23 protein-coding genes and 1 riboswitch are annotated in these 23,126 nt (G+C 64.2%); of the genes, 12 read left to right on the forward strand and 11 right to left on the reverse strand.

The window, feature by feature from the left end:
• Positions 1-138: 138 nt before the first annotated feature.
• Positions 139-426 carry a MarR family winged helix-turn-helix transcriptional regulator gene (locus ANI01nite_RS03175; RefSeq protein WP_141355959.1) on the forward strand — a complete coding sequence of 96 codons (288 nt, stop codon included), beginning with the start codon at positions 139-141 and terminating at the stop codon, positions 424-426.
• Positions 427-680: 254 nt separating this feature from the next.
• On the forward strand, positions 681-1,859 hold the full coding sequence (locus ANI01nite_RS03180; protein ID WP_141355961.1) for a glycerate kinase: 1,179 nt from the start codon (positions 681-683) through the stop codon (positions 1,857-1,859).
• A gap of 15 nt (positions 1,860-1,874) precedes the next feature.
• Here the strand turns inward: ANI01nite_RS03180 and ANI01nite_RS03185 are convergent, their stop codons facing one another.
• Entirely contained in the window at positions 1,875-2,723 is an 849-nt protein-coding gene (locus tag ANI01nite_RS03185) for an SDR family oxidoreductase (RefSeq protein ID WP_141355963.1), read from the reverse strand.
• 184 nt (positions 2,724-2,907) lie between these two features.
• Here ANI01nite_RS03185 and ANI01nite_RS03190 point away from each other — a divergent pair, with 184 nt between their 5' ends.
• The 3 genes from ANI01nite_RS03190 (at position 2,908) to ANI01nite_RS03200 (ending at position 6,576) form a co-directional block, all read left to right on the forward strand.
• Positions 2,908-3,456: a hypothetical protein gene (locus ANI01nite_RS03190; RefSeq protein ID WP_141355965.1), complete on the forward strand. Its 549-nt coding sequence runs from the start codon at positions 2,908-2,910 to the stop codon at positions 3,454-3,456.
• A gap of 405 nt (positions 3,457-3,861) precedes the next feature.
• Positions 3,862-4,923 carry a CdaR family transcriptional regulator gene (locus tag ANI01nite_RS03195; protein ID WP_141355967.1) on the forward strand — a complete coding sequence of 354 codons (1,062 nt, stop codon included), beginning with the start codon at positions 3,862-3,864 and terminating at the stop codon, positions 4,921-4,923.
• Positions 4,924-5,214: 291 nt separating this feature from the next.
• Positions 5,215-6,576 (forward strand): GntP family permease, encoded by a 1,362-nt coding sequence (locus tag ANI01nite_RS03200; protein ID WP_141355969.1) that lies wholly within the window; start codon positions 5,215-5,217, stop codon positions 6,574-6,576.
• A gap of 107 nt (positions 6,577-6,683) precedes the next feature.
• On the opposite strand, the gene ANI01nite_RS03205 is transcribed toward ANI01nite_RS03200, so the two are convergent.
• On the reverse strand, positions 6,684-7,040 hold the full coding sequence (locus ANI01nite_RS03205; RefSeq protein WP_141355971.1) for an SdpI family protein: 357 nt from the start codon (positions 7,038-7,040) through the stop codon (positions 6,684-6,686).
• A gap of 216 nt (positions 7,041-7,256) precedes the next feature.
• Positions 7,257-7,347, forward strand: a riboswitch (SAM riboswitch).
• 48 nt (positions 7,348-7,395) lie between these two features.
• Between ANI01nite_RS03205 and ANI01nite_RS03210 the strand changes: the two genes are divergently transcribed.
• The 3 genes from ANI01nite_RS03210 (at position 7,396) to ANI01nite_RS03220 (ending at position 10,907) form a co-directional block, all read left to right on the forward strand.
• On the forward strand, positions 7,396-8,634 hold the full coding sequence (locus ANI01nite_RS03210) for an acyl-CoA dehydrogenase family protein (protein WP_141355973.1): 1,239 nt from the start codon (positions 7,396-7,398) through the stop codon (positions 8,632-8,634).
• Positions 8,635-8,659: 25 nt separating this feature from the next.
• Positions 8,660-9,889: an acyl-CoA dehydrogenase family protein gene (locus ANI01nite_RS03215; RefSeq protein ID WP_141355975.1), complete on the forward strand. Its 1,230-nt coding sequence runs from the start codon at positions 8,660-8,662 to the stop codon at positions 9,887-9,889.
• 91 nt (positions 9,890-9,980) lie between these two features.
• Entirely contained in the window at positions 9,981-10,907 is a 927-nt protein-coding gene (locus tag ANI01nite_RS03220) for a LysR family transcriptional regulator (protein WP_141355977.1), read from the forward strand.
• Between the two features lie 36 nt (positions 10,908-10,943).
• Here ANI01nite_RS03220 and ANI01nite_RS03225 read toward each other — a convergent pair whose 3' ends face one another.
• Positions 10,944-12,293 (reverse strand): MFS transporter, encoded by a 1,350-nt coding sequence (locus tag ANI01nite_RS03225; RefSeq protein ID WP_141355979.1) that lies wholly within the window; start codon positions 12,291-12,293, stop codon positions 10,944-10,946.
• Positions 12,290-13,336: an MBL fold metallo-hydrolase gene (locus ANI01nite_RS03230; RefSeq protein WP_141355981.1), complete on the reverse strand. Its 1,047-nt coding sequence runs from the start codon at positions 13,334-13,336 to the stop codon at positions 12,290-12,292. The genes ANI01nite_RS03225 and ANI01nite_RS03230 overlap by 4 nt, the downstream gene beginning before the upstream one ends.
• A gap of 149 nt (positions 13,337-13,485) precedes the next feature.
• On the opposite strand from ANI01nite_RS03230, the gene ANI01nite_RS03235 reads away from it, so the two are divergent.
• From ANI01nite_RS03235 to ANI01nite_RS03250, 4 genes are all read left to right on the forward strand, one after another.
• Entirely contained in the window at positions 13,486-13,869 is a 384-nt protein-coding gene (locus ANI01nite_RS03235; protein ID WP_066143268.1) for a YidH family protein, read from the forward strand.
• Positions 13,866-14,198 (forward strand): DUF202 domain-containing protein, encoded by a 333-nt coding sequence (locus tag ANI01nite_RS03240; RefSeq protein ID WP_141355983.1) that lies wholly within the window; start codon positions 13,866-13,868, stop codon positions 14,196-14,198. Before ANI01nite_RS03235 ends, ANI01nite_RS03240 begins: the two co-directional genes overlap by 4 nt.
• Positions 14,199-14,355: 157 nt before the next feature.
• Positions 14,356-14,766 carry a DUF6069 family protein gene (locus ANI01nite_RS03245; RefSeq protein WP_255314373.1) on the forward strand — a complete coding sequence of 137 codons (411 nt, stop codon included), beginning with the start codon at positions 14,356-14,358 and terminating at the stop codon, positions 14,764-14,766.
• 98 nt (positions 14,767-14,864) lie between these two features.
• On the forward strand, positions 14,865-15,302 hold the full coding sequence (locus tag ANI01nite_RS03250; RefSeq protein ID WP_141355987.1) for a DUF6069 family protein: 438 nt from the start codon (positions 14,865-14,867) through the stop codon (positions 15,300-15,302).
• Between the two features lie 93 nt (positions 15,303-15,395).
• Here the strand turns inward: ANI01nite_RS03250 and ANI01nite_RS03255 are convergent, their stop codons facing one another.
• The 7 genes from ANI01nite_RS03255 to ANI01nite_RS03285 all read right to left on the reverse strand — a co-directional run bounded on the left by ANI01nite_RS03255 (position 15,396) and on the right by ANI01nite_RS03285 (position 23,051).
• Positions 15,396-16,697: an MFS transporter gene (locus tag ANI01nite_RS03255; protein WP_141355989.1), complete on the reverse strand. Its 1,302-nt coding sequence runs from the start codon at positions 16,695-16,697 to the stop codon at positions 15,396-15,398.
• Between the two features lie 155 nt (positions 16,698-16,852).
• Entirely contained in the window at positions 16,853-17,386 is a 534-nt protein-coding gene (locus tag ANI01nite_RS03260; protein ID WP_066143281.1) for a hypothetical protein, read from the reverse strand.
• Between the two features lie 33 nt (positions 17,387-17,419).
• A complete protein-coding gene (locus tag ANI01nite_RS03265) occupies positions 17,420-18,220 on the reverse strand; it encodes an HpcH/HpaI aldolase/citrate lyase family protein (protein ID WP_073707080.1) in 801 nt (266 codons plus the stop codon).
• Positions 18,213-18,737 carry a MaoC family dehydratase gene (locus ANI01nite_RS03270; protein WP_073707079.1) on the reverse strand — a complete coding sequence of 175 codons (525 nt, stop codon included), beginning with the start codon at positions 18,735-18,737 and terminating at the stop codon, positions 18,213-18,215. The genes ANI01nite_RS03265 and ANI01nite_RS03270 overlap by 8 nt, the downstream gene beginning before the upstream one ends.
• Positions 18,734-20,791 (reverse strand): ATP-binding protein, encoded by a 2,058-nt coding sequence (locus ANI01nite_RS03275; protein WP_141355991.1) that lies wholly within the window; start codon positions 20,789-20,791, stop codon positions 18,734-18,736. Before ANI01nite_RS03275 ends, ANI01nite_RS03270 begins: the two co-directional genes overlap by 4 nt.
• Before the next feature lie 15 nt (positions 20,792-20,806).
• Complete coding sequence (locus ANI01nite_RS03280; protein WP_141355993.1) at positions 20,807-22,411, reverse strand: carboxyl transferase domain-containing protein; 1,605 nt, start codon at positions 22,409-22,411, stop codon at positions 20,807-20,809.
• 4 nt (positions 22,412-22,415) lie between these two features.
• Complete coding sequence (locus tag ANI01nite_RS03285) at positions 22,416-23,051, reverse strand: TetR/AcrR family transcriptional regulator (protein WP_141355995.1); 636 nt, start codon at positions 23,049-23,051, stop codon at positions 22,416-22,418.
• Positions 23,052-23,126: the final 75 nt, after the last annotated feature.

Here is a 23,126-nt window from a genome sequence, read left to right on the forward strand (position 1 = left end):
TTCCGCGTCATCACTCGCACCTTCATGAGGTACTTACAACTCTAGAGCGGCAGTCTGTGGATGCGATAAGCATGCACTGCGCGTAGGCCATGCATCGGGCAGGATGCTTCTGGTTAGCCAGCAACTCCGGCTGGTGAATTGAGCCATGCCCTGTGCCTGGATAATTCAACCCTGCAGCGCCAGGTGACCGCGGCCATCAAGGACGGATACCTGGAACGCATTGCCGATCCCCAGGGAAATGTCGCCCGCAAGATCTGCCTGACCGCGCTGGGCGCCGAGCGGCTGTCGGATTCCCGTGCGCAGTCGATTGCTTCGCTGGAGCAGATCCTGGGGGATTGGAGCTGCGCGGAAATCGAGCAGTTCGCCAAGTACCTGAATCGCTTCAACAGCTCGATCGAAGAGTACAGCGAAGCCAAAAGGGCTTAAAGAGAAGTTCCCGTTGGGCAATATCCAACGGGAACTTCTACGATCATCACTCGCACCTTCAAGAGGTGTTTACAACACTACTGGCGGATTCTGTGCCGTCCCTTTGGCTCAGCTACGCATATTCGATGCTTCCGCACAGGCAAGGTACACAGAATGCCGTTGGGCGAAATGCACATAGATCCACGGGCCGACCGGCACGAAACTTGGTCAAATTTCCATAGGCCCGCGAGCCGCTTCTCCTTATGCTGGGAAGCATGACTCCAACGCAGAAGCCAGCACCCGCAGCGACCCGTCCGTTGAACGTGGCCATCGTGCCTGATTCCTTCAAAGGCAGTGCGCGGGCCAGCGAAGTGGCATCGGCCCTGGCCGGCGGCTTCGCCAAGGGAGCGGCCAGCCGCAAGCGCGACGTCGAGATCACCGCAGTGCCCTTCGCCGATGGCGGCGAAGGAACCCTCGAAGCGTTGATCGATGCCTGGGGCACCGAAGCGATCAGCGTACAGACCACCGACGCCCTGGGCCGCCCTGTCGCGTCCCGGCTGGGACTGTCGGCCGACGGGAAGATCGCCGTGGTTGAAGCGGCCGAAGCTGCCGGCCTGCCGCAGGTCAGCGACGTCGAACGCAGGCCGCTGGAGGCAACGACCTACGGCCTGGGCGCGCTGGTCTCCCGTGCCCTGGAACTGGGCGTCTCGCAGATTATCTTGTGCTTGGGCGGCTCGGCCACCACCGACGGCGGCACCGGGCTGCTTGCTGCCCTTGGTGCCAGCTTCCTGGATGCCGACGGCGCGAAGCTGCCCGCTGGGGGCGGAGTGCTGCAGAATCTGGCCTCCATCGACGTTTCGGGGCTTGACCCGCGGGCGGCGAACGTCCAATGGCAGATCGCCTGCGATGTCACCAACCCGCTGCTCGGCGCCAAGGGCGCGGCCGCGGTGTTCGGTCCGCAGAAGGGCGCCAGCCAGGAGCAGGTGCAGCTCCTGGATGCAGGCCTGGCCCGGCTGGCCGATGTGCTGGAAGCCGATACCGGGCGCAAGCTGCGCGAGCAGCCGGGCATGGGCGCGGCCGGCGGCTTGGCCATCAGCCTCGGATCCTACTTCCAGGTGGATCTGGTCCCCGGCTGGGATTTGGTGGCGAAAGTGCTTGGCGCCCACGGCATCCTCGAGGGCGCGGATCTGGTACTGACCGGGGAAGGGCGCCTGGATTCGCAGTCGCTGGACGGAAAGGTGGTCTCCGGGGTGCTGCAGGCAGCCGGCGAGAACGCCGAGGTGATCGTGGTTGCCGGGTCGGTGGACCTGACCGATGAGCAGCTGGAGGAATCCGGGATCTTGGCCGCTTATTCCATTGCCCCGGGGCCGGCAACGCTGGCAGAACTCTCCGCGCAGACCCCGTCCCTGGTGGAGCGCACCGCGTTCAGCGTGGCGCGCACCTACCTGCGCTAGCCTGCACGTTCGGGGTCAGCCGGCCGTGCGCAGGAATTCCCCGAGGGACATCGGCGGGGTGCCGGTGATGATTTCGACGTGGTTGCTCACCCGTGACATCGCATCGCTGGCGATGGCTGTATAGGTGCTGACCCAGGCATCCAGCTGCCAGTCCGGGGCACCGAAGACCGCGCGCGAGGCGTAGGCCTCCTCGATGGTTTCGTTGTGGAACACGATCTGCTTGCCGCCGGCCTCGCTGAGGATGCGTGCCACATCGGCCATGTCCAGGGACTGCGGCCCGGTCAGCTCGTAGGTGGCGCCGGCATGCTCTGCCGGATCTGCGAGCACGGCGGCCGCGGACCGCGCCACGTCGGCCCGGGCGACCGGAACGAAGCGGCCCTCGCCTGCCGGTCCGCGGATGACCCCGTCCCGCCCGGCAAGGTGCGGCATGAGGTCCTGGTAGAAGCTGTCGCGCAGGAAAGTCCAGCGCATCCCGGACTCCTTCAGGTATTGCTCGGTGGCGTGGTGCTCGCGGGCAAGGGTGAACAGCGCATCGGGTGCCGCGGCAGCGAAGGACGTATAGACGACCTGCGTGACCCCGGCCTTGCTGGCCGCGTCGATGAAGGCACGGTGCAGATCCATCCGCTGCGGCCCTTCCGGAGCGGAGACCATGAAGAGCACCTCAACGCCGTCAAGGGCCTCGGCGCTGGCGGACTGGTCGGCATAGTCGAATTGCCGCACCTCGGCCTCGGGCAATTCCGGGGCCTTCGACGGCGTGCGCGCCAGCAGGCGCTGGGCGATCCCGCGGTGGGCGAGCTGATGGGCCACCAGTGATCCGAGCGCTCCGGTGGAGCCGGTGACTGCAATGCTTGGCGTGGACCCCATGGCTGCTCACTTCCCCTCTGGTGCAATGCCCAGTGCCAGCCTAGGCGAAGCGCGCCCTATTCGATACCCCAGCGTTGGGACGACTTCGGCGGCGTGAGGTGTCAGCCGAGGGGTTGAGATCGGCTGCCCCGAGTTACCTCAGTCTGCCGATGTCCTTGCGCGGGTGGATTTCTACGATTGAACCATGAACAAGAAAAGGTACCTCGCCGTTGGCTCCCTGAGCATCATTTCTGCACTCCTGCTATCCGGATGCAGTGTCAGCGATCTGTTGTCGGACAAGCTGGATGAGTCAACGACTAGAACTGCGGAATCCTCCAGCAAAGCTGTGGCAGATGGCCTCTTGCCGAACTGGGTTCCTGAAGGCGGAACAAATATCGAACTGGTGCAGCGCAACACAGGCAACGAACGTATTTTCGTGATGGACTACGAAGGAGAACTCAACGATGGCCAGTGCACCGCTCTGAGCAAAGTCGGAGATCCAACCGACGCAGAATTGGCTAAGGCCTACGCTTCCGATCCGCGTACCAAGGATCTGGCAGCAGTCGAAATATCCAAAACTAGAACGTTGGATGCGGACTGGTGGCCAGACGACGCCCAGACGCATACCACGGATCTCTGCGGACGGTTCTGGGTCCACCAGGCCGATGGAAAACTTTATGCCTTTGCCCCCGACTTGGTTGTCCAGGTGCAGGCCATTGAGAAAGAGCGCGCGGCGGCCGAGAACAACAAGTAGCTTTCAACTGGTCGACCATGATTCGCAGGCCGCAAAGCCATTCTGCTGTGACTTGGCCGGTGGCTTGCGAATTCATGGTTCGAAGGAAGTCGGTCTCTAGCTGTTGGTGTTCGGAGCTAACCGAGTTGCGTACACAATGCAACCGGCCAGTCCGAGGAAGCTGAGCAGAATCACAGAGAAACCGAGTAGGCCCGGAAGCTGCTGGCTCCAGGTCATATTGAACGTCACGAGCAGAGCGACCAAAAATCCCCCCGTCAGGTAGCTGACAGCTGAACTCATGATGAACCTTTCGTGGGGAGAACTTGCTTCAGCGAGCCTAGCATCTCCAAGCGTGGGAGCCTAGGACCTTGAGCAGCTGTTTTGGACTTCCATGTCCGTATGGAAGGTGGCGGCTAGGATGAAGACATGAATCAAAAGGAGCAACCTCGGCTGGCCAGCGCATTGGCGCAAAAGGTCGTTGATACTATCGCTCCGACCATCAACCGCAACGTGAACATCATGAATGCTCACGGGGTCATCATCGCTTCGACCGATGCCGCGCGAATCGGCACCCACCACGACGGCAGCGCAGAGGCAATCAGTCGCAACGCCATCATCCGGGTCAGCCAGGCTGACGGTTCCGCGGGAACCCTGCCAGGGGTCAATGTCCCTCTGACGCTGAACGGCCAGCTGTGCGGAGTTGTCGGCGTGACCGGTGCTCCGCATGAGGTGGAGCCGCTGGCCGGTTTGATTGCCTTGACGGTGCAATTGCTCTTCGCCCAGGACTACGAGCACTCGCGCAGTGCGCGCCGCGAGACCGAGGCCCGAGACATCATTTCTGCGCTGATCGCAGGCCGCGTGGCCCCCGAAGTCATCGACCGCTCGCTGGCTGCCCATGGCTTGCGCGGGCCGAAGTGCATCGAAGCATGGCTCCCGCGAAGCGTCGAGGATCCGTTGCTCGAAGAACCTGCCAAGGAGCACCACCGCACGTCTTGGATCAGCCTGTCCGGTGCGTACTGGAGGCTGCGCGCAGCCCACGAGCCTGCTTTCGCTGAAGAACTCTTGAACGAGGAACGTTTCCTTGTGTCCATGCCGGTGGAAACTGCGGAGGAGCTCATGGCCGAAACCGAAGTGCTGCGCGTGCTGATGGGGTACCCGTCGCTCGTGCCCCGCCATGCCCAGCGCGGAATGTGGAGCCGGGAAATTGCGGTGGCTATCGCCCGCACCCCAGCGCGCAGCCTGGAACATGCCGCCGCTCCGGCGCAACAGCTCAATGAGGAACAGGCCAAAACCCTCTTGGTGGTTTCGACGGCTGCATCGATGAGCCAAGCCGCCTCGGACCTGCATATTCACCGCAACACCTTGGTTCAACGGCTTGAGCGGATCGGCCGGATTAGCGGTGTGGACATCCGGCAGTCCAGCGAGTCACTGAAACTCCAGCATGCGATTTACGCCAGAGAGGCCTTGGGGCAGCTGCATATTTTCTAGGACCCGGGAACTGGGTTGCGGTGACAGTTGTGGCAGTAGCCGGATATTTGCACACATTGACCCAAATCGAAAGTGGGCAAATATGGTCGTGTGCCCATAGGTAATCGGTGCGGGTTTTTCTAGTATTGGCAGGATGATCGATCTTTGCGCCCGAATTCCGTGGCGGCACGGAGGTATCTAGTCCAACAGCCAAGGCTTTGAGCAGCTTTGCCGACGGGGCTGATCCACCGGTTGTGCCATCGTGGGCCGGGAGCAGAGAACAACTGTTTTTGGCAAAGGAGCCAACCCGCCGTGTATGAACTTCTTGTTCTGCTGATCCTTGTCGTGGCCATCGTAATGGTCACGGCACGCTTGAAAATCAGCCCATTCCTCGCCCTCATTGGCGCCGCCATCCTGGCTGCCTTCGCCTACCGGATTCCGCTGGCCGACGTGGCCTCGACGGTCACCACGGCCTTTGGCAGCACCATGGGCAACATCGGTCTGGTGATCCTGTTCGGAACAATGATTGGTGTGATCCTGGAGAAATCCGGTGCCGCGATCTCCATGGCAGATGCGCTGATCAAGGTCCTGGGCACACGGTTCCCCAACCTGACGCTGTCGATCATCGGCTATATCGTTTCCATCCCGGTCTTCTGCGACTCCGGGTACGTGGTGCTCAACTCGCTGCGCAAAGCCATCACCCTGCGCACCGGCGTTTCTGCGCTGGCGACATCCATCGCCCTGATGACCGGCCTGTACGCAACCCACACCATGGTGCCGCCGACTCCGGGTCCGCTGGCCGCAGCGGAAAGCATCGGGGTTGCCGATAACCTGGGCCTGATCATCGCTGTCGGCTTGCCTGTTGCCGCCATCTCGGCGCTGGCAGGCTTGGCCTACGCCAGCCGTTTCAACAAGTCCAAGTGGACCCCGTTGCCCAGCGAGGGCGATGACGATATCTCCGAACTCGACTACGGGCAGCTGCGCGCGAGCTTCGGCAAATTGCCGAGCCCGGCATTGGCATTCATGCCGATCGTGGTTCCGCTGGTACTGATCTGCGCCGCTTCGATTGCGAAGCTGCCTTCGCACCCGTTCGGCGAGGGCATTGCACTGGAAATCCTTTCCTTCATCGGTACTCCGGTGATCGCCCTGATCTTCGGCTTGATCTCCTCGACCTTCCTGCTCAGCGGCGACAGCAAGCTGGCGGACTTCAATGAGCAGATGCATGAAGCCGTGCGCACCGCTGCCCCGATCTTGCTGATCACCGGTGCCGGTGCGGGCTTCGGCGCGGTGCTGGCAGCATCGGATCTGACCACGATCCTATCGGATTCGCTCAGCGGGCTGGGCTTGGGCCTGGCGGTGCCGTTCCTGATCGCCGCTGCGCTGAAGTCCGCGCAGGGCTCGTCCACTGTGTCCATGGTGACCACCTCTGCGCTGGTCGCGCCGATGCTCGGCTCCTTGGGTCTGGGTTCGGAACTGGGCATGGTGCTCACGGTCTTGGCCGTCGGTGCCGGTGCGATGGTTGTCTCGCACGCCAACGACTCCTACTTCTGGGTCGTGTCGCAGCTCAGCCGCATTCCGGTGATTACCGCATACAAGACCTTGAGCGTGGCGACCGCCATTCAGGGTACCGCCGCCTTCCTGACGGTAATGCTCCTGGGAGCCGTGCTGCTGTAGCAGGACGCTGGCTAAGCAAGCAACGGATCGCACCATCTGCCGATGGCGCGATCCGTTGCTTTAAGGATGTGTCTGAAAGCGGTAGCCGAAGAGCGACGTCCTGCCCGCTAGACGCCCCGCGCGGCCTTGTTCGCCTTGGCAGCCGAGACCATTAGCAACACGATAATGGCCAGATAGCCGGCTCCGGTCGTGGCGAAGGCGACACCGAACTGGCCCAGCACGCAGAGTACCGCTGAACCGGCTAACGCGGCCCAGCCTGCCCATGCAGCCGCGGCCACCAGCGGCGCAGCCCGCCGATGCCCTGCCAACCAAGCCTCGTTGCTGGCCAAGGTGTGGCGCGTCCTGATGCCGATGGCCGCATTGCGCGCGAGCTTTCCATCCCGGGCCATGGGTGCGAGGAGCGCTGCCACCAAAGTGATGGCCAGCAACCCGAGCATGAAGGAGATGACGCCTGCTGGATCCACGTTCCACCTATCCTGCCTATTCGCCGTGAACAGCCATCCTATTCGGAAGCTGCGCAGTTCCCGAGTTCAAATTTCGTCATGCAAGTGTCATATGAAGGCCGCGCAGCCATCGATCAGGCAAGCAGGTGGTTCGAAGATGACGTATTTTGTCCTGCCGTTCCCTCGCATGACAGTGCCCTTCCGTGACTGCTGCCGGCAGTGGTTGACTCGGAGCACAACCCATCCAGAGCGGCTGAGAGACCTGGCTCCGCGACGCCGCAGCAAGTCTGCATCCCGCAGGTAGTGCTAACGCCAGGATCGATGGAATCGCAGGGACCCTGCGTCCTTCGGAACCTGCAACGCAAGGGAGAAGAAGATGACAGTGCAAGATACCGTACAAGACACCGGACTACGCCGAGTTCCCTACTACGGGAACGCCAGCGAAACCGAGCTGGAGCAGTGGCGCGAAGTTGCCCAGCAGGTGGCAGGCACGCTCGTACAAGACGCCCTGGAACGCGACCGCAAGAACCAGCAGCCATTCGCCGAGGTGCAGCTGCTGCGCGAAGCCGGCTTGCTGAACCTTTTGGTGCCTGCAGAATTCGGCGGAGCAGGAGCCCACTGGGAAACGGCATTCGACGTGGTCCGCATCCTGGCCGCGGCGGATGGCTCCATCGCGCAGCTGCTGGCCTACCACTACATCAACCAGTCGGGCATTGCCTTCTATGCTCCGGCGGAAGCGCAAGGCAAATGGTGGCAACGCACCGTGGAAGGCGGCTGGCTCTGGGGCGATTCGGTTAATCCGGTTGACCCGGATCTGACGCTGAGCGTCGAAGGGGATGGGTACCGGCTGAACGGGGCCAAGCGGTTCTCCACCGGTTCCGGTGTTGGCGAGGTCATCGTCATCAACGCGCTGGTCCAAGGCGGGGAATACGACGGGCAGATTCTCGCCTTCGTGCTGCCCCGCGACATCGAAGGACTGGAAATCGTTGAGGACTGGGACTACCTGGGCCAGCGGCTCAGCGCATCCAACTCGCTGAAGTACCACAACGTCAGGCTTGAAGCCGAGGATTTGCTCGGATTCGTCACCGACGAACCGGTGTCCACCTTGCTCACCCCGGGCATCCAGCTGGCTTTCGCCAATTTCTACCTGGGCATTGCCGAAGGAGCGCTGGAGCGCGGCAAGCAGATCCTGCTGGGCCGCAAGAACGCCTGGCTGTTCTCGCAGGCCGACACCTACTCCCAGGATCCGATTTTCCAGCGGACCGTCGGAGAGCTCAAAGCCCGCACCGCCGCGGTGGCTGCACTGACCGAGAAGCTCGGCCGGAAATTCGATGCGCTGCTGTCGAAGGCCGGGGACGTCACCCAGCCCGAGCGGGCCGCGCTGGCAGTGGAAATCGCCGAAGCCAAGGTGGTCTCCACCGAGGTTGGCGTCGAGGTGGCGAACCGGATCTTCGAGGTGACCGGATCATCCTCGACCGCGAGCTCGGTGGGCCTGGATTTGTATTGGCGCAACGTGCGCACGCACTCGCTGCATGACCCGGTGGACTACAAGAAAATCGAGGTCGGCGCGTACTTCCTGCGCGGAGAATCCCAGCCGCTCTCGCTCTACACCTAGAATTTCGAACGGATTGGATTCAACGATGACTGTACTTGCAACTGGCACTCGGCTTGCAGGGCTCAAAGCCCGTTTTGCCCCGCTCTTCGCGGACATCGCGCAGGGAGCTGCCGAACGCGACCGCACCGGCGAACTGCCCTACCAGGCAGTCGCGGACCTGGCTGCCGCCGGCTTCGGCGCCGTCCGGGTTCCGGAATCGCACGGCGGGGCCGGGGCGACCCTGCCTGAGCTCTTCGAGCTGTTCGTGGATCTTGCGGCCGCTGATTCCAATATCGCCCAGGCGCTGCGCGCGCACTTCGCCTTCGTCGAGGATCGGCTGGTCGCCGCCGAAGGCCCGGGGCGCGACAAGTGGCTGGCCCGCTTCGCTGCCGGGGAACTGGTGGGCAACTCGTGGACCGAGGTTGGAACCGTGAAGGTCGGGGACGTGATCACCAAGGTCACCCCGGACGGCGAGGGCGGCTTCAAGATCAATGGAACCAAGTACTATTCCACCGGCTCAATTTTCGCTGACTGGCTGGACACCTATGCCGAGCGCACCGACACCGGAAAACGCGTGATCGCCGCGGTCAACCGCCACCAGCCCGGTGTCGAGCTGGCCGATGACTGGGATGGCTTCGGCCAGCGCACCACGGGCACCGGAACCTCCACGTTCACCGATGCGGTGGTGGCCGAGGAAGACCTGGTCGACTTCGACACCCGTTTCAAGTACCAGACCGCGTTCTACCAGCAGGTGCTCCTGGCGGTCCTGGCCGGCTCTGCCAAGGCGGCAGAGCGGGACTTCGCCGCCGAGCTGAAAGCGCGCAAGCGGACCTTCAGCCATGCCGCAGCCAATGTGGCGGCCGAAGACCCGCAGCTGCTGCAGGTGATCGGCGAGGTCTCCGCTGCATCCTTCGCCGCCGCGGCAACGGTTCAACGCGTTTCGGCGGCGTTGCAGGGAGCCTACGAAACAGCGCTGGCGCTGCACACCGGCCAGGCGAGCGCAGAAGAGGACGAAGCGGCCAATGACGCGGCCGAACTGGCCAGCGCACAGGCGCAGGTGGTGCTCACCCCGCTGGTGCTCAATGCCATCACCCATGCCTTCGATGCGCTGGCTGCCAGCGCGACGAGCGTTTCCAAGAACCTTGATCGGCACTGGCGCAATGCCCGAACCGCGGGCAACCACAATCCCTGGGTCTTCAAGGCGCGGTTGATCGGCGACCTGGCGGTCAACGGCACCGAGCTTCCACGCGTGTGGTCGATCGGCGCCTCGAAGTAGCTTCCATTTCCGTAGCAGGCCCAGCATTCTTTGCCGATGCTGGGCCTGTTGTTTTGCGCCTGCAGAATCGCCCGCTGGCTAGACTGTGTGGGTGATCAATTACACCCTGCGCCAGCTGCAGTACTTCGTCGCCGTCGCGGAACTCGGCTCCATTTCCGCGGCGGCGAAGCAGTGCCATATTTCCCAGGCCGCCATGTCGCAGTCGATGGACGAGCTGGAGCGCGCCGTCGGCTCCCAGCTGCTGGTGCGCCGCCGGGCGCGCGGGGTGGTGCTCACCGCTGTCGGCACCGACTTCCTGCTGGATTCACGGGCGCTGGTGCGCCATGCCGAAGAGGTGCAGGACCTGATCGTCGAGCGCCAGACCAAGCTCTCGGGCCCGCTGGTGATCGGCTGCTATTCCTCGCTGGCAGCGTTCTGGATCCCGGTGATCTGCGAACGCTTCACCAATGTCCACCCGGACCTGCAGGTGACCTTGGTGGAAGGCGATGGCGCCGAGCTGCAAGAACGCATGCTCAAGGGCCACCTGGATGCGGTGCTCACCCATACCCGCCACCTGCTGCCGCAGGTTTCCTGGCGCCGGGTGATGTCGGGCCGTCCCTATGTGCTGGTAGGCGGCAACCACCGGCTGGCGGACCGCACCTCGGTTGCGCTCGCCGAGCTGGCCGATGACGATTTCGTTTCCCTGGACATTCCCACGGTGCGCGATAACCAGCTGGTGAACCTGCGCATGTCGGGCCTTGATCCGAAGGTGCGCTGGAGTTCGCAGAGCTTCGAGGCCGTGCGCGGGATGGTGGCCCGGGGTCTGGGCTACACCGTGCTGGTGCAGCGTCCGCCAGTCAACCTGAGCTACGACGGATTGCCGCTGTCGGTGCTGGAGATCGAAGGCGAGGTCGGGGTCAGCGACATCTGCGTGGCCTATACCGCCTCGGAACGCCCGAGCCTGCGGCTGCGCGCGTTCCTGGATTTCTGCGAGGAAACCGGGGCCGAGAAAGAGCGCGAGGCCGGCCGGAACCCGTAGGTTCCAACCGGCCTCGCGCTTCAGCCAGCCAGGAGGCTAGTGGCTCATCTCCTCGGCTTCGAGGTCGGCATCGCGGCCTTCCTTGATGCCGCGCATGGCCAGCGCGGCGACAATGAACGCGGCAGCCCAGACGGCGCCGGCGATCCACAGCGATCCGCCGCCGAGCAGCACCAGGCCGGCAACGATCATCGGGGTGAAGCCTGCGCCAACGGTGGAGGAGAGCTGGTAAACCAGCGAGGCGCCGGTGTAGCGGATGCGGGTGGGGAACAGCTCGGCGGTGAACGCGCCGAACGGCCCGAAGATGAAGGCCTGGATGATGCCGTTGGCCACGAACAGGGCGATGGCGAACAGCCACAGCTGGCCCAGTTCCAGCATCCACATGATCGGCAGGGCGGCGATGGCGCCGGCGAGGATGCCGACCATCATGACCGGGCGGCGGCCCAGCTTGTCGGAGTAGCGCGAGGATACCCAGATGCCCACCACGGTCAGTGCGGCACCGATGGCCTTGATGTTCAGCACCGCCGTGCGGTCCAAACCGACTTCCTCGACCACGTAGGAGATGGCCCAGACGGTCATCAGGCCCTGCACGGTGTAGGAGCTCATGCCCACCAGGGTTCCGCGGATGACCGATTTCGGGTACTTGGTGATGACCTCCATGAATGGGGTCTTGCGCTCTTCGGCCTTGTCTTCAAGGGCCAGGAACAGCGGGGATTCGGTGACCTTCAGGCGGATGACCAGCCCGATGCCCACCAGCGCGATGCTGATCAGGAACGGAATGCGCCAGCCCCAGGCCAGGAACTGCTCATTGGGCATGATGGAGACGGCGGAGACCGCCAAGGTAGCCATCACGGCGCCGGCCGGGCCGCCCATGTTCGCGAAGCTCGCGGCGAAGCCGCGGCGTTCCTTCGGCGCGTGCTCGAGAGCCATCAGCATGGCGCCACCCCATTCGCCACCCACGGCCAGGCCCTGGACGATGCGCAGGGTAATCAGTGCGATCGGGGCCAGCATGCCGATCTGGGCAGTGGGAGGCAGCAGCCCGATCAGCGTCGAGGCGCCGCCCATCATGGCCATCGAGGTGATCAGCACGCCCTTGCGCCCGATCTTGTCGCCGAAGTGGCCGAAGATGATGCCGCCCAGAGGGCGGGCCAGGTAGCCCACGGCCAGGGTGGCGAAGGAAGCGAAGATTGCCACGCCTGGGGTCAGTCCCACGAAGAAGACCTTGTTGAAGACCAGCGAGGCCGCGGTGGCGTAGAGGATGAAATCGTAGAATTCGATCGCGCTGCCGATGAAGCTGGAAGCCAGGATCCGGCGCATCTGCGGGGAGTTCAGCGAGGGGACCTTCATTGGTGCCTCCACGCTGCTGCGGTTGTTAAGGGTGCTGCTCATCGTGCTGCCGCCATTTCACTAGTGACGCGGGAAAAGGATATCGTGTCCAGGTCGTTGGGCACGAGGTAGGTGCCGGAGAATTTCTCGGCGTGGGCCTCCCAGACTGCCAGGGGCGTGGTTCCGGGGACCAGGTGGTGCAACGCAAGGGTGCGCGCCCCGGCTTCGTGGGCAATCGCGATTGCCTGTTCCGGCGAGGTGTGCGAAGCGCGGTGGTGGTCCATTGACGCTTGGGCTTCCAAGGTGCCCACCGAACCGTACGCGCGTTCCACCCAGTCGAAGTCGATGGCCTCATGCAGCAGCAGGTCGGTATCCCGGGCCAGGGCCACCAGGTTCTGGCACGGCGCGGTGTCCCCGGAAATAGTCACCGAGCCTTCTGCGGTGTCGAAGCGGAAGGCGAAGGCCGGGGCGATTGGCGGGTGCTTGACCAGGGTTGCAGTCACCGTGACCAGCTCATCGCGGTAGATCACGAATGGCGCGAAGTCCGCCGGGGTCGGGTTGGCATTCGGGTGGTACCCGGTGCCGTCAGGGATCTCGATGTCCGAGGCGATGAAGTGGTCCAACGGGGAAGGGCGCAGGGCGTCGATCACGCGGTCGTTCAGATCAGTGGCGTAGGCCTGCATCAGGTGCTCGAACATCGAAGCGGTGCCCGGGGTCGGGTTCTGCGCGAAGACCGGCTGCGGTGCGGTGGTGGCGCGTGGCGACGCTGGCGGCAGGGCGCCGCGGTCGCCCGGGCCGATGATGGAGATCGGGGCCTTGCCGGCTGGCAGGGTGAACATGCCGAAGATGGCCAGCGACGCCAGGTCGATGGTGTGATCCGAATGCAGGTGGGTGAGGAAGATGCCGCGAAGGTTAGCCGGGGTGAATCCTGCCTTCATCAGCTGGTTGCCCACGCCGGTTCCGGCATCCACCAGATAGACGCTGTCGCCCACGACGACGGCGGTGGAAATGCCTGCGCGCTTGCCGGCGTTCTCGCCGATCCACCAGCGCGGACCGCCGGCGGTGCCCAGCGTCACGACGTGGGGATTGAGATTGGTGGAGGCCATGGAATGCGCCCTTTCTTTCGTTCAAGTGCTGCATTCAATTCTTATGCGCTGGATCACATCCGTAAAACTGTTTTTATCAACCAGCTAAATAGGTTTCACCGATGATTGGTTGGGTATGCTCATAGCATCGACGTACACCAAGGAGGGTCATGTCCGAGCCAGAACGCAGCCGGATCTCACGCTGGCTACTGCCGCACGGCAGCGAGCCCGACCCGCGCTTCACCCTTGCCAACGAGCGCACCTTCCTGGCCTGGGTCCGCACCTCATTGGCGTTCCTTGCCGGCGGCACAGCGCTGGAGGCCTTCGCCGCCGAGGCGTTCCCGTCGCCGCTGCGCACCTGGCTGGCGGTGCTGGTGATCGGCGTCGGCATCCTGATCGCCGCCGGGGCCGCGGTGCGCTGGGTCCGCGTGGAACGCAGCATGCGCACCGGCCGCCCGCTGCCGATTCCCGCCATCGTCCCGCTGCTGGCCTTCGGCGCGGTGGTCGCCTCGCTGGCGGCCATCGTCATGATCTTCTGGTCGCTCGGCTCGTGAAGAACGAACCCGTCGAGATCGCCGATGCGGGCCTGCAGCCCGAGCGGACCATCTTCGCGTGGAATCGCACGATGGTCTCCTTCCTCGTGGTCTCCGCTGTTTTCCTGCGCTGGCTGCCGCACTACGGCATCGGCATGATCCTGCTGATCGCGGTGTCCTCGTCGATGGCTCTGGGGATCCTGCTCTCGCAGCGTGCGCGGTATCGGCGCATGGCCCTCGGGGTCAAGCACGAGAAGGTCCAGGCGGACGTGGTTGCGGTGCTGATGACCACGCTGGCGCTTTGTGCGCTGGGCGGATATGCGCTGTTCCTGGTGCTCGGCCCGAACTAAGCACGGTGCAACCGCGTGCCGTTGATGCCGCTGCTGAAAGCATCGGAAAATCGCCGGATCCATTTGCCGCCAGCGGGCGTACAGTGGAACTACCGGTTCAGCTCGAATTCGCCGTAAAAGGGGATGATTCGCGATGCAGGCTGAGGCTAGATTCAAGATGCCGTTCATTTTCGCCCAGGTGGTGATTGCGGCTTTTGGGGCCATGTCGCTGAGTGTCTTGGCCTATTTCATTGCCAGGGTCATCGGCGCATCCATGGAGTACTCCGGCGGCTTGTTCCAGAATCTGGATTTCATCCATATCGTGCGCTTCACCGCCCCGCCGATCCTCGTGCTCGGGTTTCTGACCTTCTTGATTGGCCGGGCCAAGCCGGGGTTCTGCCGTATCGCCCAGGTCATCGGCGTTGCAGTCGTGCTGGCCTCGGCGGTGGTGCAGTGGTTCTTCGCCGAGGACTGGGGGACCGCCCTGACGGTGACGATCATGCACCTGGTGGTCGCGGCATCCTGGTATATCGCGGTGAACTACTCGAACAGGAAGTTCAACGAGATCGCGGAGCTGGAAAACATATAGCCATGCTAAGTGTCGCGGTTCTCACGGGTTATTGAGAGCCGCGGCACAGGCGGTCAGGAATAGAATGGTTGAGAACTTTCAACAATTCTAGGAGTGCCATGACGGCTCAGGGACAGCCCAACAGCCCATTCAATTTCATTCAGGTGATTATCGGTGCGCTGGGTACCAGCTACCTGAACGTCATCATTTTCTTCCTGGCTGGCGCCGCTGGAGCATCCCGCCGGATCGGTCCGAATCCAACCGATGTTGTCACCTTCGACCACCTGCTTCAGTTCACCTTGATCCCGATCCTGTTCTTCGGCCTGGTGGTCTTCCTGATTGGACGGGCAAGCAAGGGCATTTGCAAGATCGCGCAGTGGGTCGGCCTGGTTATAGCTGTCGCATCGATCGCCTTCCCGATCATGCACGCAGCGGATGCAGCTACCGCAGTGGGCCTGAGCCTAATCCATATCGTGACCGGCATCGGCTGGTTCTTCTCCGTGCACTACGGCAACAAGAAGCTGCACGTTCCTTCCAAGGACGTAGCAGTGGCCTGAGCCTGATGCGCAAAACCTCGCAGAACGATCAGCAATGATCTGCTCTGCGAGGTTCTTTGCGTTAAACGGATGTGCCGCAGTGGTGCCGTGCGGTTACACCCCGACTTGTTCGAGCTGCGGATCCTCGTAGGCCTTGCGCATGCGCGGCAGGAACAGCAGGCTCCCGGCCGCCGCGAAGCACAGCACCGCGGCGGTAATCCATGCGGCCAGGTAGCTGCCGGTGGTTTCCCGCGACAGCCCCGCGGTCAGCGAACCTGCGCCGGCGCCGATCATGTGGAAGGCGAAGACCCAGCCGAAGACCACGGTGGCCTTGACCGGACCGAAGTACTGGCGGCAGAGCACCACCGTAGGAGGCACCGTGGCCACCCAGTCCAGGCCGTAGAAGATGATGAAGATCCACAGCAGCGGCTCGACGGTGGGACCCATCAGCGAATGCAGGAACAGCAGCGAGAGCCCGCGCAGCGCGTAGTACACCGCAAGCAGCAGCCACGGGCGTACGCGGTCGGTCAGCCACCCGGAGAACACGGTTCCGACGATGTCGAAAATGCCAACCAGCGCCAGCAACCCGGACGCGGTCGTGGCCGGCATGCCGTGGTCGTGCGCCGCAGGGATGAAGTGCGTCTGTACCAGGCCGTTGGTTGACCAGCCGCAGATCCAGAAGGTCATCGCCAAGACCCAGAATGCCGGGTAGCGCGAAGCCGAGAACAGGGCCTTGAGCGTCGCGGCGGCCATCGAACCCTGCCGGGGTTCGGCCTCCGGCGTGTCCACGGCATCGGTTCCGCCGTAGGGAAGCACCCCGGCTTCGGCAGGGGAGTTGGCAAAAGGCCAGCGCAGCAGCGGGATGATCAGCACCGCGAAAACGGCAACCACCAGGGCAGCGATCCGCCATGAATACTGCTCGATGATCACCACGATGCTCGGAAGAAACACCAACTGGCCGGCGGCATTCGCGCCGGAGAAGATGCCCATCACCAGGCCGCGGCGTTCGGAGAACCAGCGGTTGGCCACCACGGAACCGAAAACCAGTGCCATCGCCCCGGTGCCCAGTCCAACCAGCACGCCCCACAGCACCCACAACTGCCAGATTTGGCTGATGAACACCGATAATCCGGCGCCCGAAGCCACCAGCGCCAGGGCAATGGCGGCCACCTTGCGCATGGAATAGCGTTCCAGCAAGGTCGCGGCGAAGGGTGCCGCCAGGCCGTAGACCACCAGGTTGATGGTCACCGCGGTCGACAGCTGGGAGCGGAGCCAGCCGAATTCGGATTCGAGCGGTTCGAAGAACGCTCCGGTGGTGGAGCGGAAAGCTGCCGTGGCAACGAGTGCCAGTGTGGTCACGATGGCGACCAGCCACGCTCGGTGGATCCGCGATGGCTTCCGGGAACTCAATCGCACGCTCCTTATAGACGATGCTTAAAGCATTGCACCGGCTTTGGCGGGCATTGAACTTCATGACACCCGTGGAACAAATATTGACTCCCCCGGTTGTGGAGCGTCTTGCATTACCGGGACTTGCTGCAATTGCCGAAGCGCAGTGGCCGCAGGGTTCGCTAGGCGGGGTCGCCTTTGCCGGAGTTCTGGCGCCGGTTGCGAGGCCACCGGTCCTGCGCGGGCAGTGCACCCAGCGCCTGCCGCGGGAAGGTTTTCGGCTTGGACCCGGAGGGCAGCTCATCCTTGCCCAGCGGATCCGCCAGATCCGTCGGGCCAGCTGATGCGTGGCTTACTGGGCTCGTCTCGGAAGTCTGGGCGGTGACCGGGGCATCGCGGATCACCGGCATCCTGCGTGGAGGCAGCGGGCGTTGGTGGTGCACCAGATAGATCAGCATTGCCAGGGCCTTGTGCATGACCACGATGGTGAAAATCACCGCTCCGGCATAGCAGCCCCAGGCGACCAGGTGCAGCGTGGTCACGTTCAGGACGTTCAGCTCCAACGTGCCGTTTAGCATCATGACCGCGCCGATTTGCCCGATCACTACGCCGAGCACGGCTAGTGAAATCGCAAACCAGAAGTACACCAGGGCATCGGCGCCGGGTTTCTTCACCACAGCCATGTGAACCTCCGTTGGCCAGCTGTCGGCGGTCATTGCTACACACTTTAGTGCATGGCGGAAAACGGGTTATCTGCCCAAGGTGGCCCGGGCCTGGCGCAGCAGCGGTTCGTCGACCATCTGCCCCTCGAAGGCAAACACCCCTGGGTTCTCCTTGGCGGCGTCAAGGATCCGCCTCGCGCGGTCCAGTTCCGCTTCGGTGGGCGCAAACGCCTCGCGGATGACCGGCATCTGGTTGGGGTGGATCGAGGCTTTCGCCGCGAATCCCGAAGCCTTGGCATCGCGGGACTCTGCGCCTAGGCCTTCCAGGTCGGGGATGTCCAGGTACACGGAATCAACGGCGGCTTTGCCGTGGGTGGCCGCATGCAGCAGCACCTGCGACCGCGCGAACCGCGCCACCTCGCGGTAGCTGCCGTCCTCTCCGCGCGAGGAGGTGCCGCCGAGCGAGGCGATCAAGTCTTCGGCGCCCCACATCAGTGCGACGACATTCGGCGCCTCGGCAATCTGTCCGGCATTGGTGATGCCCTTGGCAGTTTCGCATAGCGCCAGCACGTCGTATCCGGCCAACGCGGACGGATCCTCCGCGGACTCGCACTTGGGCAGCATCACGGTGCGGTAGGCGGTCTGCTCCAGCGCTTCGAAGTCCTTGGCGAAGTGCTCGCTGTCCACCGGGTTCACGCGCACAATCACCCGTTCGGGATCCAGCGGGGTCTCCACCAAGGCTCTGCGGGCAGCGTCCTTGTTCGCGGGGGCCACCGCATCTTCCAGGTCGATGATGACCGCGTCGGCGCGCTGCGCCGCCTTGGCATAGCGCTCGGGCCGGTCGGCTGGGCAGAACAGCAGGGAAGGACCCATCAGGAAGCTAGCCATCGGTATTTTCCCCCTTGGCTTCCAGTGAGTCCTGGTGCGCTTGCCTGGTCCACATCAGGCAGGTGCGGGTGGCGGTTGCCACGATGTCGCCGTGCTGGTTGCGGCCGGTGTGCGTCATGGACGCCAGTCCCTGGCCGGGGCGCGACTTGGATTCGCGCAGTGCGGTGATCTCGGTTTCGGTGTAGAGCGTATCGCCGTGGAACATCGGGTGCGGGAACTTCACGTCGTTGATGCCCAGCTGCCCCACGATGGTGCCTTCGGTCAGCTGGCCCACCGACTGGCCGATCATGGTGCTCAAGGTCAGCAGCGAGTTGACCAGCGGCTTGCCGAAGGGCTGGGTGGAAGCCCACGCGGCGTCCAGATGCAGGCCCTGGTTGTTCATGGTCATCGTCGTGAAGGCGACGTTGTCCGCTTCGGTCAGGGTGCGTCCGGGCTTGTGCACGTAGGTGGCGCCGAGCTGCAGCTCGTCGAAGTAGAGGCCGCGCTGCTCGACACGGTTGGGGGTTTGCTCGCTCATGCGTCCTGCTCCTGATGCTTCGCTTCGGTTGTGCCGGTTGGCTCGGTTGGTTCCACGGTGGCCACGACCTGCTTGGCCTTGACCAGATCCCCGGACTTCAGGCCGGTCATCCGCACGATGCCATCGGCGGGGGATAGGAGCTGGTGTTCCATTTTCATCGCCTCGATGCTCAGCAGCAGCTGGCCGGCGGCGACCTCATCGCCATCGGCAACCTGCACGCTGATCACGGTGCCGGGCATGGGGGATTCGACATGCGGGGAGAAGGTCCCGGACTCGATGGCGAGGGTGGCCAGGTGGCGTTCGAGGACTTCTTCGCGGGAAAGCTTGCGCACCGCCGCGGTCCACCCGTCCTCGCACAGCCACAGCGTGCCGTCTTCGGCGAAGGCGTGCTGGAGTGCTGTGCGCTGGCCGTTGACGGACAGGGTTCCATCCGGTTCCTGGCGCACAGTGAATTCTTCGCCGCCTACTCGCACCAAGCTGGCATCCTGTTCCCTGAGCAGCGCGGTCTTGCCCTCGGCCGCCTCGGCATCGAAGTACTGGATGCTGGCCCGGCGATGCTGGGCCCGCCAGCCATCGCGCAGGCCCCAGGGTGTTTTCGCCGCAGGAATCCGCTGGTCCTCAAGGTGCGCCGCCAGTGCCAGTTCGCGCTCGCTGATCTGGCGGAAGGCGAACTGGTCCAGCTTCCGCTCAATCAGGTTGGTGTCCAGGCGTCCGGCGGCCACATCCTCGTCGGCCAGCAGCAGCCGCAGGTACTCGCTGTTGGCCAGCACGCCCAGCACCACGGTGCCGGCCAGCGCCTGATCCAGCCGGACCAGCGCCTCGGTGCGGTCCTCGCCCCAGGCGATGAGCTTGGAGAGCATCGGGTCGTAGTGGGCGCTGATCTCCAAGCCGTCGCGCAGCGAGGAATCCACGCGGACATTCTCCGGCTCGCTCACGCGCAGCACGGTGCCCACCGAAGGCAGGAAGCCGGAGGACGGGTCCTCGGCGTAGAGCCGGGCCTCGATGGCATGGCCGCACAGCCCCACCTGGTCCTGGGTGAAGTCCAGCGCCTGGCCGGCCGCGATGCGCACCTGCCACTGCACCAGATCCAGTTTTTCCCCGTTGACCCGTACGACGTCCTCGGTGACCGGGTGCTCCACCTGCAGGCGGGTATTCATTTCCATGAAGAAGAACTCGTCGGGGTTCTGGTCGCTGACCAGGAACTCGACGGTGCCCGCGCCGACGTAGCCCACGGACTGCGCGGCGGCTACCGCGGCGGCGCCGATGCGCTCGCGGATCTGCGCGCCGTGCTCCAGGTTCTCGAACAGCGGGGCCGGGGCTTCCTCGATGACCTTCTGGTGGCGGCGCTGCAAGGAGCATTCGCGTTCGCCCAGATGCACGGTGTTCCCATGCGCGTCGGCCAGGATCTGCACCTCGATATGGCGCGGATTGCGCACCAGCCGCTCGAGGAACAGGGTGTCATCGCCAAACGCGCTGCGCGCGGTGCGCCGGGCGCTGGCCAGCGCCTCGGGCAGCTGCGCGGCGGATTCCACCGCGAACATGCCCTTGCCGCCGCCACCGGCCGAGGGCTTGATCAGCAGCGGGAAGCCGACATCCGTGGCGGCCGCGAGCAGCTGCTCGTCGCCCAGGCCGGGTTCGGCGATGCCGGGAACCACCGGCACCTGGTGGGAGAGCACATGGTTCTTGGAGCGGATCTTGTCGCCCATCAGGTTGATCGAGTTCACCGGCGGTCCGATGAAGGTGATGCCGGCGGCTTCCAAGGCGCGGGCGAAGTCCACGTTCTCGGAGAGGAACCCGTAGCCCGGGTGGACCGCCTGGGCGCCGGTGCGCCTGCAGGCGGCGATCACCGCGTCGATATCCAGGTAGCTTTCATTGGCCGGGGCCGCGCCGATGCGCACCGCGCGGTCGGCTTCGGACACATGCAGGGCCCCGGCGTCGGCATCGGAGTACACGGCGACGGATTCGATGCCCAGGCGGCGCAGGGTGCGGATGATGCGCACCGCGATTTCCCCGCGGTTGGCGATCAGGACGGTATCAAAGAGCTTGGCAGTCATGGTTCTTTCCTCGCACTACATCCGGAAGAGGCCGAAGCTGGTCTCCGGCAGTGGCTGGCGGGCGCAGACATCCAAGGCCAGGCCGAGCACCCGGCGGGTATCGGCCGGGTCGATGACCCCGTCGTCCCATAGCCTGGCGGTGGAATAGTAGGGGTTGCCTTGGGTTTCGTATTGCTCGCGGATTGGCGCCTTGAACGCTTCCTCTTCCTCATCGCTCCAGCTGCCGCCGGCCGCCTCGATCCCGTCGCGCTTGACCGTGGACAACACGGATGAAGCCTGGGCCCCGCCCATCACCGAGATCCGCGCGTTCGGCCACATCCACAGGAATCGCGGGGAGTAGGCCCGGCCGCACATCGAGTAGTTGCCGGCGCCGAAGGAGCCGCCGATGATCACGGTCAGCTTGGGAACCCGGGCGGTGGCCACCGCAGTGACCATCTTCGCCCCGTGCTTGGCAATGCCATCGGCCTCGTAGTCGCGGCCCACCATGAACCCCGCGAGGTTCTGCAGGAACAGCAACGGAATGCCGCGCTGGTCGCACAGCTCGATGAAGTGCGCGCCCTTCATCGCGGATTCCGAGAACAGCACGCCGTTATTGGCGATGATGCCCACCTGGTGGCCATGGATGCGCGCGAAGCCGGTGACCAGGGTGGTGCCGTATTCGGCCTTGAACTCGTGGAACTTGCTGGAATCGACGATGCGGGCGATGACCTCGTGCACGTCGTAGGGCGCGTTGACATCCACCGGCACCACGCCGGCCAGTTCGCTGCCCGGGTACAGCGGCTCGGCCACCTGCCCCTCGATGCCCCAGGCGGGGGCCGGGTTGGCCGGCAGGGTGGAGACGATATCGCGGATGATCATCAGCGCATGCTCGTCGTTCTCGGCCAGGTGGTCCACCACCCCGGAGGTCTTGGCATGCAGGTCGCCGCCGCCCAATTCCTCGGCCGTGACGATTTCCCCGATGGCAGCCTTCACCAGCGGCGGGCCGCCGAGGAAGATCGTGCCCTGGTTGCGCACGATCACCGTCTCGTCGCTCATCGCCGGCACGTAGGCGCCGCCGGCAGTGCAGGAGCCGAGCACCGCTGCCAACTGCGGGATCTTGGCCGCCGAAAGCTGCGCCTGGTTGTAGAAGATGCGCCCGAAGTGCTCGCGGTCGGGGAACACCTCGTCCTGCATCGGCAGGAAGGCTCCGCCCGAATCCACCAGGTAGATGCACGGCAGGTTGTTCTCCAACGCAATTTCCTGGGCGCGCAGGTGCTTCTTGACCGTCATCGGGAAGTAGGTGCCGCCCTTGACCGTGGCGTCATTGGCGATGACCAGCACGTGCCGCCCATGCACCAGGCCGATGCCGGCAATTACTCCGGCACCGGGGCTCGCGCCGTCGTACATGTCCTCGGCGGCCAGCGGGGCGATTTCCAGGAACGGCGAACCGTCATCCAGCAGCGCGTCCACCCGCTCGCGGGGCAGCAGCTTGCCGCGATCCACATGCCGTTGCCGGGACTTCTCGGAACCGCCACGGGCGGCGCGTTCCAGCCGTTCATGCAGTTCGGCCAGCAGCGGCGCCTGGTCGGCGGCGTTGCGTTCGAACTGCTCGGGGTTCAGTTGGGAGGAAAGGGTCTTCACGAAGTCAGTCCTTGCTGGTCGGTTCGCTGGCGATTACCTGGGGTACGGGCAGCTGCTGCGGTGGCAGCGGGAATTCGTCGGGTACCGCGAGGATGCGCATGGCCAGGGAGATGAAGTTCAGCTGCACCTCGGCCAGCGAGAGCCGGCCATCTGGGCGGTACCAGTGCGAGACGCCGGTGCCCATTTCCATCAGTGCCAGGCGTGCGATGCCCAGGTCCGCGGTGCTGAAGCTTCCCTGGCGCTCGCCGGCCTGCAGCGCGTCGGCGAAGAGCTGCTCGTAGGCATCGCGCAGCGCCTGCATCTGCTTGCGGGCGGCGGGCGACAGCGCGCGCATCTCGTATTCGGTGACGCGTGCGGTGCTGGGGTTGGTGGCGGTGAATCCGACGTGGAAGGCGACGAGCAAAGCAAGCTGGCGCACCGGGTCGGTGCTGCCGTCCAGCGCCTGCTTGGCGCCGGAGATCATGGCGGACAGGCAGTCGTTCATGATGCCCAGCAGCAGGTCTTCCTTGCCGCCGACGTAGTGGTAGAGGGTGGCCGAGTTCAGTCCCACGGCGCTGCCCAGTTCGCGGATGCCCGTGGCGGCGAAGCCGCGCTGGGCAAAGCAGGCTACGGCTGCTTGCTGGACCTTTCCAAGTTCCATGGACACCACCTTGTGACTCAAAAGCCAATCAATCGATTGACAGTCCCCATCCAACCGAAGAACGGCTGTGGTGTC

Source organism: Glutamicibacter nicotianae (assembly GCF_006539525.1).
GTDB classification, from domain to species: domain Bacteria; phylum Actinomycetota; class Actinomycetes; order Actinomycetales; family Micrococcaceae; genus Glutamicibacter; species Glutamicibacter nicotianae.